Here is an 18,011-nt window from a genome sequence, read left to right as displayed (position 1 = left end):
TCGTTTCACTCGACAGCTCCTACAGGTGTCCTCAGTGAGAGCCCGCAGCTTTGTTGAGGTCGCTTTCGGTCCACTCGGTATAAACGCAGGCATCTGCCGTCGCCCAACGCACCCGCACCGGATCGCCAGCCTTGAGCGGCATGCCGGCCGCTGAAAGCGCCTTCACCGTCATCGAAGTCCCGCCCGAAGTCACCACACTGCAGGTCTGGCTCTCTCCCAGAAACAGTACCTCTGCAACGTTCGCCGAAACCTCGTTCCAACCGTCGGCCAACGGCTCGTCGATCGCCTGTGGCACGCTCAACGCCAGGGCTTTTTCCGGGCGCACCATCAGCAGCACGTCCTGATCGGTGTGCAGGCCGGCCGTCAGCCGAATCGACAGCGACTGCCGCTCGAAACTCGCCGCCGCATTACCTTGTGCCTTGAGCTTGAGGAAGTTCGAATTGCCCAGAAACGAGGCAACAAACGCATTCGGTGGATTCTGGTACAGGTCGTAGCCGCTGCCCAGGCCGACGATCTTGCCGTGGCTGAAAATCGCGATGCGTTGCGACAAACGCATGGCTTCTTCCTGATCGTGGGTCACGTAAACGATGGTGATGCCCAGGCGTCGATGCAACTGGCGCAGTTCATCCTGCAGGTCCTCGCGCAGCTTTTTATCCAGCGCGCCCAGTGGTTCGTCCATCAGCAGAATCCGTGGCTCGTAAACCAGCGCTCGCGCGATCGCCACGCGTTGTTGCTGACCGCCTGACAGCTGCGAAGGGCGGCGATGGGCGAACTGTTCGAGTTGCACCAGTTTGAGCATCGCATCGACACGTTTCTCGCGCTCGGCGGCGGCGAGTTTGCGGATCGCCAAAGGGAAGGCGATGTTGTCGCGCACCGACAGATGCGGGAACAGCGAATAACGCTGAAAGACCATGCCGATGTCGCGCTTGTGCGGGGGAACGTTGACCAGCGACTGGCCGTTGACGAGAATCTCGCCGCTGCTCGGCGTTTCGAACCCGGCGAGCATCGACAGCGTCGTACTCTTGCCCGAGCCGCTGGAGCCGAGGAAGGTCAGGAACTCGCCGTCCTTGATATCCAGCGAGATGTTGTCGACGGCTGCAAAGTCGCCGTAATGCTTGTTGAGGTTGCGCAGGCTGACCAGGGGCTTGTCGTTCTGCTGGGAAGCGTCTTTGATCACGGCACTCATGTCGTACTCCGGGGCGCTCAGGCGCTGATTTCGTTGCGCCGGCGCAGGGCGGCGGCGATCACCATGACCAATACCGACAGGCCGATCAGCAGCGTCGAAGCGACGGCGATCACCGGGGTCAGATCCTGGCGCAGGGTGGTCCACATTTTCACGGGAAGGGTTTGCAGTGTGGGACTGGCCATCATCACGCTGAGCACCACTTCGTCCCATGAAACGAGAAAAGCGAAGAGGGCGCCGGCGACCATGCCCGGACGGATCGCCGGGAACGTCACCTTGAACACCGCTTGCAGGCGCGAGGCGCCGCAGATCACCGCCGCATCTTCAATCGACTGATCGAACAGCTTCAGCGAGTTGATGATCGAGATGATGGTGAACGGCAGCGCGACGATCACATGGCTGACGACAAAGGCGAACATCGTCCCGGTGTAACCGAGCTTGAGAAACAGCGCGTACACCGCCACGGCGATGATCACCAGCGGCACGATCATCGGCAGGGTGAACAGGCCGTAAAGCATTTCCCGGCCGGGAAAGCGCCCGCGCACCAGGGCAAACGCGGTCGGCAAGCCGAGGGCCACGGCGCAGATCGTCGTCAGTACGGCGACCTTGAGGCTGGCGGCAGCGGCGTTCATCCAGTCGGGATTGGAGAAAAACTGGCCGTACCATTTCAGCGTCCAGCCTGGAGGCGGGAACACCAGCCACTGCGAGGAGCCGAACGACAGCAGCACGATGAAGACGATCGGCAGCAGCAGGAACAGACCGATCAGCCCGGTGGTGGTATAGAGGCCGACGCGCATCCGCCGGCTCATGGCATTGGGAGTCAGGAGCATGTCGGCTTACCTCGCGTTACTGGCGCCAACCGGGGATTCCGGCTGAAGCTTCAGGTAGAAGTAGAACAGCACCAGCGTGATCGCGATCAGCAACGCGGCGCCGGCACTGGCCAGACCCCAGTTGAGGAACGATTGCACCTGCTGAATGATGAACTCCGGCAGCATCATGTTCTGCGCCCCGCCGAGCAGCGCCGGAGTGACGTAGTAACCGAGCGACATCACGAACACCATCAAACCGCCGGAGGCCAGACCCGGTCGGCACAGCGGCAGGAACACCCGGAAGAAATTGGTCCACGGACTGGCGCCACAGATCGAACCGGCCTGCAGGATCATCGGGTCGATGGCCTGCATGGTCGCCTGCAACGGCAGCACGATGAACGGGATCATGATGTAGCTCATGCCGATCACCACGCCGGTGAGGTTGTGCACCATTTCCAGTGGCTGATCGATGATGCCCAGCGCCATCAGCGCCTTGTTGATCACGCCCGATGCCTGCAGCAGCACCAGCCACGAATAGGTACGGGCGAGCAGGCTGGTCCACATCGACAGCAGCACGATATTGAGAATCCAGCGGCCCCAGCCGCGCGGCACCAGCGTGATCGCCCAGGCCAATGGGAAGCCCAAGAGCAGGCTGAACAGCGTCACCAGCCCGGCCACCGAAAAGGTGTTGAGCAGCACCCGCGCATAGGCCGAGTTAGCGAACAGTTGTTCGTAGTTGCCAAGACCTGGTGTCGGTTCAAGCACGCCGCGCAACAACAGGCCAATCAGCGGCGCGAGAAAGAACAGCCCGAGGAACAACAGCGCCGGGACGAGGTTGCCGGCGCCGCGCCAGCGTTGCTTGAAGGCCGAACCGGCAGCGCCGGCGGCGCTCCCGGTGGCAGTGGCGGGACGGGGCGCAGTGGCCGCGATTTTCATTTGACCAGCCATTCGTTCCACCGTGTCGCGATAGCCGGACCGTTTTTGGCCCAGTAAGCGAAGTCAAGGGTGATCTGATCCTTGGCGTAGGCCGTCGGCAGGTTGGGCGCCAGCGTCGAATCCAGACGCTCCACACTGTCGAGGTTGACCGGGGCGTAGGCGGTCAGGTTGGAGAAGTCGGCCTGGCCTTTAGCGCTGCTGGCGTTGGCCAGGAACTTCATCGCCGCGTCCTTGTTTTTCGAACCCTTGGGGATGACCAGAATGTCGGCCATGACCAGGTTCTGCTTCCAGCTCACGCCGACCGGTGCGCCGTCTTCCTGCAGGGCATGCACGCGACCGTTCCAGAACTGGCCCATGCTCGCTTCGCCAGACGCCAGCAGTTGCTGCGACTGCGCGCCGCCGCCCCACCAGACGATGTCTTTCTTGATGGTGTCGAGTTTCTTGAAGGCGCGATCCAGATCCAGCGGATAAAGCTTGTCAGCCGCAACGCCGTCGGCCAGCAGCGCCAGTTCGAGCACGCCGGGGCTTGGCCATTTATAGAGGGCGCGCTTGCCCGGGTAGGTCTTGGTGTCGAACAGTGCGCTCCAGTCCTGCGGCTTGTTGGCGCCGAGCTTGCCTTCGTTGTAGCCGAGGACAAAGGAGAAGAAGAACGAGCCGACGCCGTGATCGCTGACGAAGCGCGGGTCGATCCTGTCGCGCTGGATCACTTTGAAATCGAGGGGTTCGAGCAGGCCTTCAGCGGCGGCACGCAAGGCGAAGTCGGCTTCGACGTCGACCACATCCCACTGCACGTTGCCACTTTCGACCATGGCCTTGAGTTTGCCGTAGTCGGTCGGGCCGTCCTGTACGACAGTGATGCCGCTGGCTTTGCTGAACGGATCGGCCCAGGCCTGTTTCTGCGCATCCTGGGTGCTACCGCCCCAGCTGACGAAGTTCACGCTTTCGGCAGCCATTGCAGCCTGGCCGGTAACGCTGAGCAGTCCCGCGAAAAAGATCGCGGTTGCAGCTTTGTTCAACACCATGTTCACGCCCTCATTGTTGTGTTTTTGAGCGGGCCTTGCGTTGTCGCCCGCCTGTCGGGAGCAGTAGATGGACGACTCGTGGGTGCGTCCGGTCTATGGAATATCATATTATGGTATTCCAAACTTTGTGCAAGCACTTTGCCTTACCGGTTATCTGGCGAATCTGTTTTCGTGCCGCAGGGAATAGGCATTGAAATAAAAACCTGTGGGAGCGAGCTTGCTCGCGAAAGCGCTGGTTCATGCAACATCCATGTCGAATGAAAGGGCGCCTTCGCGAGCAAGCTCGCTCCCACACGGTGTGTAGTGGGTTCGGGTTATTCGGTGAAAGGGATGCTTTCAACGACTTCCAGGTCATAGCCGGTCAACCCTGCATACTTCAATGGTGGGCCGAGGTGACGCAATTTGCCCACCCCCAGATTCTGCAGAATCTGCGCCCCCGTCCCGACCTCCGAATAAATCCGCGACTGTGAACGGCTGAACTGCCGCGGCGGCTGAGTCAATTGCGGCACTCGTTCCAACAAGGCCTGCGACGACTCATGATTGGCCAGCACCACAACCACGCCATGACCTTCAGCGGCGATCCGCTGCAGCGCCGCCCATAGCGTCCAGTTGCTCGGCCCGCTGTAATCGGCACCGACCAGATCGCGCAGCGGATCAATCACGTGCACGCGCACCAGCGTCGGCTCCTCGCGGCGCAAGTCGCCCATCACCATCGCCATGTGCACGCCGCCTTCAATGCGATCTTCGAACGTGATCAGACGGAAGGTGCCGTGCACCGTCGGCAGCTCGCGCTCGCCGATGCGTTCGATGGTGTGCTCGGTGCTCAGGCGGTAGTGGATCAGGTCGGCGATAGTGCCTATCCTGATCCCGTGCTTGCGTGCGAATTGCTCAAGATCAGGGCGGCGGGCCATGGTGCCGTCGTCGTTCATCACTTCGACGATCACTGAGGCCGGGGTGAAACCGGCCAGCCGGGCGAGGTCGCAGCCGGCTTCGGTGTGGCCGGCACGGGTCAGCACGCCGCCTTCCTTGGCGCGCAACGGGAAGATGTGGCCGGGCTGCACCAGGTCTTCAGCGCGGGCATCGGGTGCGACGGCGGCGGCAACGGTGCGCGCTCGATCCGCCGCCGAAATGCCGGTGGTCACGCCAACCGCCGCCTCGATCGACACGGTGAACGCGGTGCTGAACACGCTGCCGTTGCTCGGCACCATTTGCTCAAGGCCCAGACGCTGGCAATGCTCGTCGGTCAGGGTCAGGCAGATCAGCCCGCGTGCTTCGCGGGCCATGAAGCTGATCGCCTCCGGCGTGCAACGATCGGCGGCCAGCAGCAGGTCGCCTTCGTTTTCGCGGTCTTCGTCATCGACCAACAGGACCATTTTGCCGAGGCGATAATCTTCGATGATTTCTTCGATGCTGTTGAAGGCCATGCTGGACTCTCAGGGTTCGTTGGAAATATATTGGTATACCATAATACAAAATCAACAAAGAGGTCACTATGAAGGCGTACTGGATTGCACACGTGGATATAGCTGATGCCGATCATTACAGCCAATACACCCAGCGCGCGCCGGCGGCTTTTGCTGAGTTCGGCGCGAAGTTTCTCGCCCGGGGCGGACGCAGCGAGGCCATGGAAGGGCGGCAGACACCGCAGCGCAGCGTGGTGATCGAATTTGATAGCTACGAAAAAGCCGTGGCGTGCTACCACTCGGCGGCGTATCAGGAGGCGAAGAGTTATCGCGAGGAATGGGCGAGGGCGCAGATCATCATCGTCGAGGGCGTCGCCCCGAACTGAGCCATACCACAAGACCCCCTGTAGGAGCTGCCGAAGGCTGCGATCTTTTGATTTTGACTTTAAAAGCAAAATCAAGAGATCGCAGCCTTCGGCAGCTCCTACAAGGTTGTGCGACGATGGAGATCAGCGCATGAAGTGGATTTTGCCGCTGTCGTCATTGCCCATGTAAATCCCGTACACACCGGCCTGGCGTTCTTCGATATAGCGCTCCAGAATCTGCCGGATCGCTGGGTAATAGATCTGCTCCCATGGAATGTCTTCAGGGGCGAAGAATTTGTAATCCATGGTCTCAGGGCCGAACTGCCCGGTGATCTCCAGCGCGATGGCGCGGAAGATGATGTACACCTCGCTGATCTTCGGCACGCTGAAGATCGAATACGGCGAGACGATTTCCGCACGCACACCGCTTTCTTCCCAGACTTCGCGCAACGCTGCCTGCTCAGTGGTTTCGCCGCTCTCCATGAAACCGGCGGGCAGGGTCCAGGTGCCAGGGCGCGGGGGAATCGCCCGTTGGCACAGCAGGTATTTGCCGTCCTGCTCGATGATGCAGCCGGCGATGATCTTGGGGTTTACATAGTGAATGTAGCCGCAGCCGCGGCACATCAGACGCTCGTGCGTATCGCCCGGCGGCAGTTGCTGACCGAGGTCAGGGCCACCGCATTTCGGGCAAAAGCTCGGGCTGAACATGTCATTGACCTATGCGCGGTTCTTTCAGCGCGATCGGCAGGGTTATGGCCGGGGTGCCTTTGACGGCGACGCCGGTGTCTTCCTGCTTGCGCTTGAGATAATCGAGGGCCACGGCAGCCGCGGCGCGGACGTGATCGACACAGGCCTGATGCGCCGCCAGCGGATCGCCGCTCTTGATCGCCTCGACCATTTTTTCCATCTCGTGGTTACTCGCGCCGCGACGGTTCTCCTGCGAGACCGACGTCGCGCGCAGATAGCTGATGCGCGCCTGCAACTGGCGCAGTTGCGTGGCCGCGACATGGTTGCCGGAGCCCTCGAGCAGCACGTCGTAGAAGCCCTGCACCGAGTCGATCACCTGTTGCAGCTCGCCGTCCTTGAGTGCCTTGCGGTTGTCATCGAGCGCTTTTTCCAGGGCCTTGATGTCCTTGGCCTTGGCGCGCAGGGTGAACAGCTGCACGATCAGGCCTTCGAGCACGCAACGCAATTCGTAGATATCGACGGCGTCGGCGAGGGTGATGATCGCAACGCGCGGCCCCTTGGCATCGGCGAACTCCACCAGACCTTCGGATTCAAGGTGACGCAACGCTTCGCGCACCGAGGTGCGGCTGACGCCGAGGCGATCACACAGGTCGCGTTCGACCAGACGATCGCCTGGCATGAGCTGGAAATTCATGATCGCGCTACGCAGTTTGTCCAGCACGATTTCGCGCAGGGTAACGGGGTTGCGATTGACCTTGAAGCTGTCGTCGAGTGGCTGGCGTTTCATGGGGTCCGCTCTTTGGGTTGGCTGTCCATGCCAGAAGGCATCGAAACAGCCGAGGGGTTAACTGGAGGCCTCGGCGTCGGCTTCGGCAAAGGCTTCACGGGCCAGCCGGAAACTGTCCACGGCCGCCGGAACGCCGCAATAAATGCCGACCTGAAGCAGAATTTCGCGTATTTGCTCACGACTCAGGCCGTTACGCAAGGCGCCACGCACATGCAGCTTGAGTTCGTGGGGACGGTTGAGCGCCGAGATCATCGCCAGGTTGATCATGCTGCGCTCCTTGAGCGACAGACCCTCGCGTCCCCAGACATGGCCCCAGCAATACTCGGTGACCATTTCCTGTAGCGGACGGGTGAAGTCGTCGGCATTGTCGATCGAACGCTGAACGTAGGCTTCGCCGAGTACCTGCGTGCGGATCTGCAGGCCTTTTTCATATTTCTCGTTACTCATAAATCCTCCACTCACCACAGATCCCTTGTGCAGGAGCTGCCGAAGGCTGCGATCTTTTGATCTTGCTTTTAAACATCAAAGTCAAAAGATCGCAGCCTTCGGCAGCTCCTGCACAGGGCGATTTGTGTGAATCTTTCAGGTCAAGGTGGGCAACGCACCCAGCTTGCCCTTGTGGTAAATCATCGGTGTCACCGGTTGCTCGGGCAGGATCAGGTTCTTCACCGCGCCAACAATGATCGCGTGATCGCCGCCATCGTACTCACGCCACAATTCGCATTCGATGATCGCCGTGGCCTTGGCGAGGATCGGGTTGCCCAGTTCGCTCAAGTGCCACTCGATGTCCTTGGCTTTTTCCTTGCCCTTGCTGGCGAAGGCATAGGCTTCGGCGGTCTGGTCGGCGGAGAGCAAGTGGATCGCAAACTTCTTGCTGTCGCGCAGCACCGGGTAGGTGTCGGAGGCGTAATTGGGGCAGAACAGCACCAGCGCCGGGTCAATCGACAGAGCACTGAAGGCGCTGGCGGTGATGCCGACGATGCCGCCATCCGGGTCGAGGGTGGTGACCACCGTGACGCCGGACGGGAACGAGCTCATGACGTCTTTGTAAATGCCGGGTTCGATCATTTCGCAGGACTCCTAGCGCATCACAAACGGATCAGGCATCGGCGCCTGAGAGAGGTTGATCCACACCGTTTTCAGTTCGGTGTAGGCCAGCACTGAATCGATGCCGCTTTCGCGTCCATAGCCACTGTTCTTGAAGCCGCCGATCGGTGCCATCGCCGACACTGCGCGGTAGGTGTTGACCCAGATGATTCCCGAGCGCACATCGCGCGCCAGACGATGGGCGCGGCCGAGGTCGCGGGTCCAGATGCCGGCAGCGAGGCCAAACTGCGAGTCGTTGGCGATGGCCAGCGCTTCGGCTTCATCCTTGAAACGAATCACCGAAGCCACCGGGCCGAAGACTTCTTCCTGCATGATCTTCATCGAATTGCGGTCGCACTCGAACAGCGTCGGCTCGTAGAACCAGCCCTCACCAAGATCCGCCGGACGCTTGCCGCCAGTGCGCAAACGCGCGCCTTCGGCGATGGCGTCGGCGACCAGACCTTCGACCACCGCCAGTTGTTGCGCGGTAGCCATCGGGCCCATTTCACTGTGATCTTCCTGCGGGTTGCCGATGCGGATGCGCTGGGCGCGTTCGACCAGACGATTGACGAACTCGTCGTAGATCTCGTCCTGCACCAGCAGGCGCGACCCGGACACGCAACTCTGCCCGGACGCTGCATAGATCCCGGCAATCGCGCCGTTGATCGCGCTGTCCAGATCGGCGTCGGCAAAGATGATGTTCGGCGACTTGCCGCCCAGTTCCAGCGACAGCCTGGCAAAGTTCTCGGCGCTGCTGCGCACCACATGCCGGGCCGTGGCCGCGCCGCCGGTGAAAGCGATCTTGCGGATCAGCGGATGGCGGGTGAGGGCGGCGCCGGTGCTCGGGCCGTAACCGGTGACGACGTTGACCACGCCAGGCGGAATCCCGGCTTCGAGGGCCAGACGCGCCAGCTCAAGAATGGTTGCCGAAGCATGCTCGGACGGTTTGATCACGATGGTGTTGCCGGCGGCGAGCGCCGGGGCAAGCTTGATCGCAGTCAGGTACAGCGGGCTGTTCCACGGAATGATCGCGGCGACCACGCCCATGGCTTCGTGCACGGTGTAGGCAAACAGGTCGGGCTTGTCCAGCGGCAGGGTGCCGCCTTCGAGCTTGTCGGCCAACCCTGCGGTGTAGTGGAAAAACTCTGGCAGATAGCTGACTTGCCCACGGGTTTCGCGGATCAGCTTGCCATTGTCGCGGCTTTCCAGCTGCGCCAGGTGTTCCTTGTTTTCCGCGATCAGGTCGCCGAGGCGGCGCAGCAGTTTGCCCCGCGCCGTGGCGGACAAACCGCGCCACGCAGGGCTGTCGAACGCGGTCTGCGCCGCTTGCACGGCGCGTTCGACGTCCGCTTCATCGGCGTCGGGCAGTTCGGCCCAGGCCTGCGCGGAGGCCGGGTTGAGGCTTTCGAAGGTCTTGCCGGAGAGGGCGTCGACCCAGTCTCCGCCGATGCACATCTGGAAGCGTGCGAGTGTCATGCAACGATCCCCTTTATATGGTTTTGTCGGGCGTGTGCGAATTGGAGAAATTCCAGCAGCATCTGATTGACCAGACGCGGCGACTCTACCGGCATCATATGCCGTTGCTCGGGCAGCACGGCGACCTTCGCGCCGGGGATGCGCCGGGCCAGTTGCTCGGCCATTTCCGGCGTCGAGCCAGGGTCGAGTTCACCGGTCGCGATCAGCGTCGGCGCCTGAATGCTGCTCAGGTCGTCGGCGCGGTACATGTCCTGGGTAGCGAACAATTCGTAGGTGGTCAGGTAACCCTGCGGATCGTTGTTAGCCAGGGTCTGGCGCAATGCGGCGATCTGCGCCGGGTTGGCCGCCTGATATTCACGGCTGAACCAGCGTGACAGCGCCGCTTCGGCGTTGGCATCCGGGCCATGCTCGGCGGCCTGCGCGGTGCGGGCAATCACGCCGGCACGCTGTTCTTCGCTGCGGTTGAACACGCTGTTCAACACCACCAGGCTTTGCAGGCGCTGCGGGTAATGCAGGGCGAAGGCCCGTGCAACCAGACCGCCCATGGAGAAACCGATCACCGCTGCCAGGGGCAGATTCAGGTGATCGAGCAGCTCGAGCAACTGATCGGCGTAACCGAGCAGGTCGGTGCCGCTGGCCGGTCGCGGGCTGGCGCCATGGCCGAGCATGTCGTAGGCGATCACCTGGTACTGGCTGGCGAGGCCGACAATCTGCCCGCCCCACATTTCTTTGTTCAGGCCCACGCCGTGGATCAAGACCACGGGCTGGCCTTGGCCGGTCGCCAGGTAACTGGTGCCAGCCGGGGTGAGTTCAGCGGTGAGCCGAATCATGGAGCGCTCCTGCAATGCCTTTCTTGTTGTGATTACTGGGCTTTTTCGGCGGCCAGTTCTTCCAGATCGATGTAGCGGTTGCCGATGCGCGGGTGCAGGCGGCCACCGTCAGCGCAACCCAGCACCACGACGATTTCGTCGGCACGCGGCGCGTCTTCGATCTGCATTTCCAGGGTGATGTAGTGCGAACGCAGGCCTTCGTCGTCCTTGTGCATCATCGGGATCTGAATCGACGTGCCCGGACCGCCGCGCTTGTTGGTGAAACTCAGGTAGCTTTTGGCTTTCACTGCTTCGCGATAGTGATTGCCGAAGCGCAGGGTGTGGATCACCGCCGAAGCGTGCTCGATCTCGCCGTCAGCGCCGACCACCGCCGCTTTGCCGTAGGCCTCGATCTTCTCGGCGCCGCCGATGATGCCGACCAGACGCTCGACCATCATCGCGCCGAGGTCGGAGCAGTTGGCGCGGATCTGCGGCTTGAGGTCTTCGACAAAACCGTTGCCCACCCAAGGGTTCTTCATCACCACGGCGAGGCCGACCATGGTCACCGGCTTGTCAGCGGCTTTGCCGCCTTCGATGAAGGTTTCTTCGACATAGCTGACGATCTTGCGAATTTCGAAACTCATGAGCTGCTCCGTTGGGGATTGAGAGTGTCTGTGCGTCTGATGGTATACCATAATACCGATCCTGCAAGTCCCCTCCGCAAGATTTGCCGCATCCATCCGGCGAATGGCGCTGCATTCACCCGCCGATCCCGTTATTCGATGCCACGCGATATTTCTGTAGGAGCTGCGGAACGCTGCGATCTTTTGATTTTGATTTTTGTTTTAAAGATCAGGATCAAAAGACCGCAGCCTCGTTTCACTCGTCAGCGCCTACAGGGTTCCGTGCAGGCTGTTTTCGGTTAACAAAAGATAACGTGGCGCCGATTGTCAGACATTTGCAAAGCCCGATAGGATGAGCCAGCTTCCGAAGGGGCTCTGGATTGCGGGTTTCAGGACTATGCTTCTGAAACGCCAGTAGCCGAGCACCCTTGCGGCGCCCTTGAAGGCCCGATGGCCCAACAATAATAAATAGGGGAAGGTCTATGAGTCGTTGCCGCCCGCCGGCGTTACGCAACACCGCGTTGCTGGCCACAGCACTTTCGCTGCTGGGCTTTGCCACGTTATCGGCACCGGTGATTGCCGCCGAGGCCCCGGCTGACGTGGTCTATGCCACCGAGTCGGCCAAGGCCGCAAAAAGCCTGATTCTCGATGTCGTCCACGCCGGTGCGCGTCTGGTGGCGGTCGGGGATCGCGGGCACATCGTCTATTCCGATGACCAGGGCAAGACCTGGACCCAGGCCAAGGTGCCGACCCGGCAACTGCTCACCGCCGTGTATTTCGTCGACGACAAAAACGGTTGGGCCGTGGGCCACGACGCACAGATTCTCGCCAGCGCAGACGGCGGTCTGACCTGGAGCAAACAATTCGAAGACCTCGCCCGCGAATCGCCGCTACTCGACGTCTGGTTCAAGGACGCCAACAGCGGCTTTGCCGTGGGCGCCTACGGCACGTTGCTCGAAACCACTGACGGCGGCAAACACTGGGAAGACGTCAGCGACCGTCTCGACAACGAAGACCAGTTCCACCTCAACGCCATTGCCTCTGTGAAAGACGCCGGGCTGTTCATCGTCGGCGAGTCCGGCAGCATGTTCCGCTCCGCCGATGACGGCCAGACCTGGGAAAAACTCGAAGGCCCGTACGAAGGCTCGTTGTTCGGCGTGATCGGCACGGCGCAGGCGCAGACCCTGCTGGCTTACGGCTTGCGCGGCAATCTCTATCGTTCCACCGATTTCGGCAGCACCTGGGAACAGGTCGAGCTGAAAGCCGCACGCGGGGCGCTGGAGTTCGGCCTGTCCGGCGGCACGTTGCTGGAGGACGGCTCGATCGTCATCGTCGGCAACGGCGGCTCGGTGATCAGCAGCAGCGACAATGGCGCGACCTTCAGCGTATTCAATCGCCCGGATCGCATTTCGCTGTCGTCGGTCGCCGCTGCCGGCAACGGCAACCTGATTCTGACCGGGCAGGGTGGTTTGCACATCACCCTGCCAAACGGTGCCGAAACCAATAACAAGAAGGCGGGGCTATGACTTCCTTGATCACTCCTCAGCAGGAAAAGGCGACGTTCCTCGAGCGCCTGATCTTCAACAACCGCCCGGCCGTGATCCTGATCTGCCTGGTGGTGAGCATTTTCCTGTTCTGGCAGGCCACATTGATCCGGCCTTCGACCAGTTTCGAAAAGATGATCCCGCTGCAGCATCCGTTCATCGAGAAGATGATGGAGCACCGCAACGATCTGGCGAACCTCGGCAACACCGTGCGTATTTCGGTGGAAGCCACCGACGGCGACATCTTCTCCAAGGAGTACATGGAGACCCTGCGCCAGATCAACGACGAAGTGTTCTACATTTCCGGCGTCGATCGTTCCGGCCTCAAATCGCTGTGGAGCCCGAGCGTACGCTGGACCGAGGTGACCGAAGAGGGTTTCGCCGGCGGTGAAGTGATCCCGCAGAGCTACAACGGCTCCCAGGACAGCCTCGACCTGCTGCGCAACAACGTGCTCAAGTCCGGCCAGGTCGGGCGTCTGGTGGCCAACGATTTCAAGTCGAGCATCGTCGACATCCCGCTGCTGGAGGCCTACCCGGACCCGCAGGATCAGGGCAAGTTGCTGGCGCTGGATTACCGCAAGTTCTCCCATGAACTCGAAGACAAGATCCGCAACAAGTTCGAAGCGCAAAACCCCAACATCAAGATTCATATCGTCGGTTTCGCCAAGAAGGTCGGCGACCTGATCGACGGGTTGGTGATGGTGGTGATGTTCTTCGGCATCGCCTTCGTCATCACCCTGATTCTGCTGCTGTGGTTCACCAACTGCCTGCGCAGCACCATCGCGGTGTTGAGCACGACGCTGGTGGCGGTGGTCTGGCAGCTGGGCTTGATGCACTTCTTCGGCTTCGGTCTCGATCCGTATTCGATGCTGGTGCCGTTCCTGATTTTCGCCATCGGTATTTCCCACGGCGTGCAGAAAATCAACGGTATCGCCCTGCAATCCAGCGAGGCGGATAACGCCCTGACCGCTGCGCGGCGCACCTTCCGGCAGTTGTTCCTGCCGGGGATGATCGCGATTCTTGCCGATGCGGTGGGCTTCATCACCCTGCTGATCATCGACATCGGTGTGATCCGCGAACTGGCTATCGGCGCCTCCATTGGCGTCGCAGTGATCGTGTTCACCAACCTGATCCTGCTGCCGGTGGCGATTTCCTATGTCGGCATCAGCAAGCGCGCGATTGCCAAGAGCAAGAAGGACGCCAATCGCGAGCATCCGTTCTGGCGCCTGCTGTCGAACTTCGCCAGCCCGAAAGTCGCACCGGTCTCCATTGCCCTGGCGCTGATCGCCTTCGGCGGCGGCCTCTGGTACAGCCAGAACCTGAAGATCGGCGACCTCGACCAGGGCGCGCCGGAACTGCGTCCGGACTCGCGTTACAACAAGGACAACAACTTCATCATCAGTAACTACTCGACCAGCTCCGACGTGCTGGTGGTGATGGTCAAGACCAAGGCCGAAGGCTGCTCGCGCTACGAAGCCATGGCTCCGATCGACCAGCTGATGTGGAAGATGCAGAACACCGAAGGCGTGCAATCGGCGATCTCGCTGGTCACCGTGTCCAAGCAGATGATCAAGGGCATGAACGAGGGCAACCTGAAATGGGAAACCCTGTCGCGCAATCCTGACGTGCTGAACAACTCGATCGCCCGCGCCGACGGCCTGTACAACAACAGTTGCTCATTGGCGCCGGTGCTGGTGTTCCTCAACGACCACAAGGCCGAAACCCTCGACCGTGCGGTGCAGGCAGTTCAGGAGTTCGCCAAGGAAAACAACAAGGACGGCCTGGAATTCATTCTCGCCGCCGGCAACGCCGGGATCGAAGCGGCGACTAACGAAGTGATCAAACAGGCTGAGCTGACCATCCTGATTCTGGTGTACATCTGCGTGGCGGTGATGTGCATGATCACCTTCCGCTCATGGGCGGCGACCCTGTGCATCGTCCTGCCGCTGGTGCTGACCTCGGTACTCGGCAACGCGCTGATGGCGTTCATGGGCATCGGCGTGAAAGTCGCGACGCTGCCGGTGGTGGCGCTGGGTGTGGGGATCGGCGTGGACTACGGTATCTATATCTATAGCCGCCTGGAAAGTTTCCTGCGCGCGGGGCTGCCGTTGCAGGAAGCCTATTACCAGACCCTGAAATCCACCGGTAAAGCGGTACTGTTCACCGGCCTGTGCCTGGCGATCGGCGTGTGCACCTGGATCTTCTCGGCGATCAAGTTCCAGGCGGACATGGGCCTGATGCTGACCTTCATGCTGCTGTGGAACATGTTCGGCGCGCTGTGGCTGCTGCCGGCCCTGGCGAAGTTCCTGATCAAGCCAGAGAAGCTGGCGGGGCAGAAGGGCAATTCGTTGTTTGCGCACTGATCTGAAAGGCAGATACAACAAAGCCGCAACCTTATGGGTTGCGGCTTTTTTATTTTTTTGAACCAGACGCCGATTCCCTGTGGGAGCGAGCCTGCTCGCGAAGGCGGAGTGTCAGACAGCATAAATGTCACAGGCAGACCGTTTCGCGAGCAGGCTCGCTCCCACAGGTCGATCATCAACGCTAAGAGAGTTCAGCGCCCAGCACCACACTCAACGCACTGCGCGCATCATCCAGCTGCACCAACGTCGCATGCCGGGCACCCAGCGCATCGCGATTTTCGATCGCTGTCAAAATCGCCTTATGTCGCGGCAACGCCAACTCATGCAGATTCGGCCGTTGATTGGAATGCTTCAATGCCTCGGCAATCGCCACCGCGAGCATGTTGCACAGGTTCGCCAGCAAATCATTGTGCGTCGCATCGGCAATCCGGCTATGGAAATCCAGATCCGGCTGCAACAAGGCTTCCGGCGTCGGCGCGGCCTCCATGCGTTGATAGGCTTCGTTGATCGCGGCGATGTCGGCATCGGTTGCGTGCTGGGCGGCGAGGGCGGCGGCGGCGGGTTCGATGATGCTGCGCACGCTGGTCAGCACGTTGAAGAATTCATTCTGCGGGCTGCTTTGCATCAGCCAGTGCAGCACGTCCGGGTCGAGCATGTGCCATTCGCGGCGGGCCTTGACCACCGTGCCTACGCGTGGCTTTGAATACACCAGCCCCTTGGCCACCAGCACCCGCGTGGCCTCGCGCAAGACCGGCCGACTGACCGCGTACTCTTCGCAGAGCAGGGCTTCGGCGGGCAGTTTGTCGTCGGGCAAAAAGCGTCCGGAGACGATCTGCATGCCCAGTTCCTGGACGATGCGCGAGTGCATGCTTTTACGGTCGGAAGGTTTGCGGTAATCCATGGGGAGCGGCGCGATCCTGAGCGATGGAGATGCCGCGCATCATAGCAGGCACCGGACAATCTTGAGTCGGGTATAGAACAACTGTGGGAGCGAGCTTGCTCGCGAAGAGGGACTGTCAGTGCCATATATTTGGCTGACACGCCGCTTTCGCGAGCAAGCTCGCTCCCACAGGGATTTGTGTGATCAGTGAGAGTGGCGGGGGACTTCAGCGCCTCGGCAACCGACGAGGAAGTCAAAGTCGCAGCCCTGATCCGCCTGCAGCACGTGGTCGATGTACAGCTGACGATAACCACCCACCAGCAACTGCGGCGGCGTTTGCAGATCGGCCATGCGCGCAGCCAGTTCCGCCTCGGGAATATCCAGATGCAAACGACCGCTGGCGCAATCGAGTTCAATCCAGTCGCCTTCCTGCACCGCCGCCAAAGGCCCGCCCGCTGCGGCTTCCGGTGCTACGTGCAAAACCACCGTGCCGTACGCGGTGCCGCTCATGCGAGCGTCGGAGATACGCACCATGTCGGTCACACCCTGCGCCAACAGCTTGGCCGGCAAGCCCATGTTGCCGACTTCAGCCATGCCCGGATAACCCTTCGGCCCGCAGTTTTTCATGACCAGAATCGAATCTTTATCGACGTCCAGTTCCGGGTCGTTGATCCGCGCCTTGTACATGTCGAAGTTCTCGAACACCACCGCACGGCCGCGATGCTGCATCAATTCCGGGGTCGCGGCGGAAGGCTTGAGCACCGCACCCAGTGGCGCCAGGTTGCCGCGCAATACGCAGATGCCGCCGTCAGCGCGAATCGGATTGTCGAGGGTGCGGATCACTTCGTCTTCGCCATAAATCGGCGCGTCCTTGGTGTTCTCGCCAATCGATTTGCCGTTGACGGTGAGCGCGTCCGGGTTAGGGATCAGATTGGCTTCGCCGAGGCGACGCAGTACCGCTGGCAGGCCACCGGCGTAGTAGAACTCTTCCATCAGGAAACGCCCGGACGGCTGCAAGTCGAGGATGGTCGGCATGCCACGACCGATACGCGTCCAGTCGTCCAGATCGAGTTCGACACCGATGCGCCCGGCGATGGCTTTCAGGTGGATAACCGCGTTGGTCGAACCACCGATGGCGGCGTTGACACGAATGGCGTTTTCAAAGGCTTCCTTGGTGAGGATCTTCGACAGCTTCAGGTCTTCACGCACCATTTCCACGGCACGCATGCCGGACATGTGCGCCAACACGTAGCGCCGTGCATCCACTGCCGGGATCGCCGCGTTGTGCGGCAGCGAAGTGCCCAGTGCTTCAGCCATGCACGCCATGGTCGAGGCGGTGCCCATGGTGTTGCAGGTGCCCGCCGAGCGCGACATGCCGCCCTCGGCCGCGAGGAAATCGTCGATGGTGATGGTGCCGGCCTTGACCTGTTCGCTGAGCTGCCAGACCACGGTGCCGGAACCGATGTCCTTGCCCTTGTGCTTGCCGTTGAGCATCGGCCCGCCGGTGACGACGATCGCGGGCACGTCGCAACTGGCCGCGCCCATCAACAGCGCCGGGGTGGTTTTGTCGCAGCCGGTCAGCAGCACCACACCGTCGATCGGGTTGCCGCGAATGGCTTCTTCAACATCCATGCTTGCCAGGTTGCGGGTGAGCATGGCGGTCGGGCGCAGGTTCGATTCGCCATTGGAGAACACCGGAAATTCCACCGGAAAACCACCGGCCTCGATCACCCCGCGTTTGACGTGCTCCGCGATCTGGCGGAAATGCGCGTTGCACGGAGTCAGTTCCGACCAGGTGTTGCAGATGCCGATGATCGGCTTGCCGTGGAACTGATGGTCGGCGATGCCCTGATTCTTCATCCAGCTGCGGTACATGAAGCCGTTCTTGTCGGCTGTGCCAAACCATTGGGCGGAGCGCAGGGTGGGTTTCTTATCAGACATGATCGATTCTCTTATTGTAAGACTATTGTTTGCGAGCTGACGCTTAATCTAAGCTCAAAATCGGCGCTTTGGAAGTGTTGTTGGGTAATTAGTATTA

The 18,011-nt window shown here is 61.0% G+C and carries 17 protein-coding genes; 3 read left to right on the top strand and 14 right to left on the bottom strand.

The window, feature by feature from the left end; all coding sequences use genetic code 11:
* Nucleotides 1-31 precede the first annotated feature (31 nt).
* From VNV36_RS24150 to ribBA, 5 genes are all read right to left on the bottom strand, one after another.
* The gene (locus VNV36_RS24150) at nucleotides 32-1,186 is read right to left on the bottom strand and encodes an ABC transporter ATP-binding protein (RefSeq protein ID WP_325721311.1); all 1,155 of its coding nucleotides are present in this window, start codon (nucleotides 1,184-1,186) and stop codon (nucleotides 32-34) included.
* 17 nt (nucleotides 1,187-1,203) lie between these two features.
* The gene (locus VNV36_RS24145; RefSeq protein WP_325721309.1) at nucleotides 1,204-2,013 is read right to left on the bottom strand and encodes an ABC transporter permease; all 810 of its coding nucleotides are present in this window, start codon (nucleotides 2,011-2,013) and stop codon (nucleotides 1,204-1,206) included.
* A 6-nt stretch (nucleotides 2,014-2,019) separates the two neighbouring features.
* Nucleotides 2,020-2,928, bottom strand: coding sequence for an ABC transporter permease (locus VNV36_RS24140; RefSeq protein WP_325721389.1), 909 nt, complete (start codon nucleotides 2,926-2,928; stop codon nucleotides 2,020-2,022).
* Entirely contained in the window at nucleotides 2,925-3,950 is a 1,026-nt protein-coding gene (locus VNV36_RS24135; protein WP_016775018.1) for an ABC transporter substrate-binding protein, read from the bottom strand. Before VNV36_RS24135 ends, VNV36_RS24140 begins: the two co-directional genes overlap by 4 nt.
* A gap of 314 nt (nucleotides 3,951-4,264) precedes the next feature.
* Nucleotides 4,265-5,374 (bottom strand): bifunctional 3,4-dihydroxy-2-butanone-4-phosphate synthase/GTP cyclohydrolase II, encoded by a 1,110-nt coding sequence (ribBA, locus tag VNV36_RS24130; protein WP_325721306.1) that lies wholly within the window; start codon nucleotides 5,372-5,374, stop codon nucleotides 4,265-4,267.
* A gap of 68 nt (nucleotides 5,375-5,442) precedes the next feature.
* On the opposite strand from ribBA, the gene VNV36_RS24125 reads away from it, so the two are divergent.
* On the top strand, nucleotides 5,443-5,739 hold the full coding sequence (locus tag VNV36_RS24125; protein WP_325721304.1) for a DUF1330 domain-containing protein: 297 nt from the start codon (nucleotides 5,443-5,445) through the stop codon (nucleotides 5,737-5,739).
* 123 nt (nucleotides 5,740-5,862) lie between these two features.
* Here the strand turns inward: VNV36_RS24125 and VNV36_RS24120 are convergent, their stop codons facing one another.
* The 7 genes from VNV36_RS24120 to VNV36_RS24090 all read right to left on the bottom strand — a co-directional run bounded on the left by VNV36_RS24120 (nucleotide 5,863) and on the right by VNV36_RS24090 (nucleotide 11,207).
* Nucleotides 5,863-6,426 carry an NUDIX hydrolase gene (locus tag VNV36_RS24120; RefSeq protein ID WP_325721303.1) on the bottom strand — a complete coding sequence of 188 codons (564 nt, stop codon included), beginning with the start codon at nucleotides 6,424-6,426 and terminating at the stop codon, nucleotides 5,863-5,865.
* Between the two features lies 1 nt (nucleotide 6,427).
* Entirely contained in the window at nucleotides 6,428-7,192 is a 765-nt protein-coding gene (locus tag VNV36_RS24115; RefSeq protein ID WP_325721301.1) for a GntR family transcriptional regulator, read from the bottom strand.
* Nucleotides 7,193-7,249: 57 nt separating this feature from the next.
* On the bottom strand, nucleotides 7,250-7,639 hold the full coding sequence (locus VNV36_RS24110) for a carboxymuconolactone decarboxylase family protein (protein WP_039763896.1): 390 nt from the start codon (nucleotides 7,637-7,639) through the stop codon (nucleotides 7,250-7,252).
* 135 nt (nucleotides 7,640-7,774) lie between these two features.
* On the bottom strand, nucleotides 7,775-8,260 hold the full coding sequence (locus VNV36_RS24105) for a flavin reductase family protein (RefSeq protein ID WP_325721298.1): 486 nt from the start codon (nucleotides 8,258-8,260) through the stop codon (nucleotides 7,775-7,777).
* Between the two features lie 12 nt (nucleotides 8,261-8,272).
* The gene (locus VNV36_RS24100; RefSeq protein ID WP_325721296.1) at nucleotides 8,273-9,754 is read right to left on the bottom strand and encodes an aldehyde dehydrogenase; all 1,482 of its coding nucleotides are present in this window, start codon (nucleotides 9,752-9,754) and stop codon (nucleotides 8,273-8,275) included.
* Nucleotides 9,751-10,584 carry an alpha/beta fold hydrolase gene (locus tag VNV36_RS24095; RefSeq protein ID WP_325721294.1) on the bottom strand — a complete coding sequence of 278 codons (834 nt, stop codon included), beginning with the start codon at nucleotides 10,582-10,584 and terminating at the stop codon, nucleotides 9,751-9,753. Before VNV36_RS24095 ends, VNV36_RS24100 begins: the two co-directional genes overlap by 4 nt.
* A gap of 32 nt (nucleotides 10,585-10,616) precedes the next feature.
* Entirely contained in the window at nucleotides 10,617-11,207 is a 591-nt protein-coding gene (locus VNV36_RS24090) for an amino acid synthesis family protein (protein ID WP_186630535.1), read from the bottom strand.
* 461 nt (nucleotides 11,208-11,668) lie between these two features.
* Here VNV36_RS24090 and VNV36_RS24085 point away from each other — a divergent pair, with 461 nt between their 5' ends.
* Nucleotides 11,669-12,712 (top strand): WD40/YVTN/BNR-like repeat-containing protein, encoded by a 1,044-nt coding sequence (locus VNV36_RS24085; RefSeq protein ID WP_325721291.1) that lies wholly within the window; start codon nucleotides 11,669-11,671, stop codon nucleotides 12,710-12,712.
* Nucleotides 12,709-15,093: an efflux RND transporter permease subunit gene (locus VNV36_RS24080; RefSeq protein ID WP_325721289.1), complete on the top strand. Its 2,385-nt coding sequence runs from the start codon at nucleotides 12,709-12,711 to the stop codon at nucleotides 15,091-15,093. The genes VNV36_RS24085 and VNV36_RS24080 overlap by 4 nt, the downstream gene beginning before the upstream one ends.
* Before the next feature lie 181 nt (nucleotides 15,094-15,274).
* On the opposite strand, the gene VNV36_RS24075 is transcribed toward VNV36_RS24080, so the two are convergent.
* Nucleotides 15,275-15,994, bottom strand: a complete 720-nt coding sequence (locus tag VNV36_RS24075) for a FadR/GntR family transcriptional regulator (protein WP_024013185.1) — start codon at nucleotides 15,992-15,994, stop codon at nucleotides 15,275-15,277.
* 183 nt (nucleotides 15,995-16,177) lie between these two features.
* Complete coding sequence (locus VNV36_RS24070) at nucleotides 16,178-17,914, bottom strand: IlvD/Edd family dehydratase (protein WP_325721285.1); 1,737 nt, start codon at nucleotides 17,912-17,914, stop codon at nucleotides 16,178-16,180.
* Between the last annotated feature and the right edge of the window lie 97 nt (nucleotides 17,915-18,011).

Source organism: Pseudomonas sp., from assembly GCF_035554175.1.
Lineage (GTDB): Bacteria > Pseudomonadota > Gammaproteobacteria > Pseudomonadales > Pseudomonadaceae > Aquipseudomonas.
This window is presented reverse-complemented; position numbering and strand designations above follow the sequence as displayed.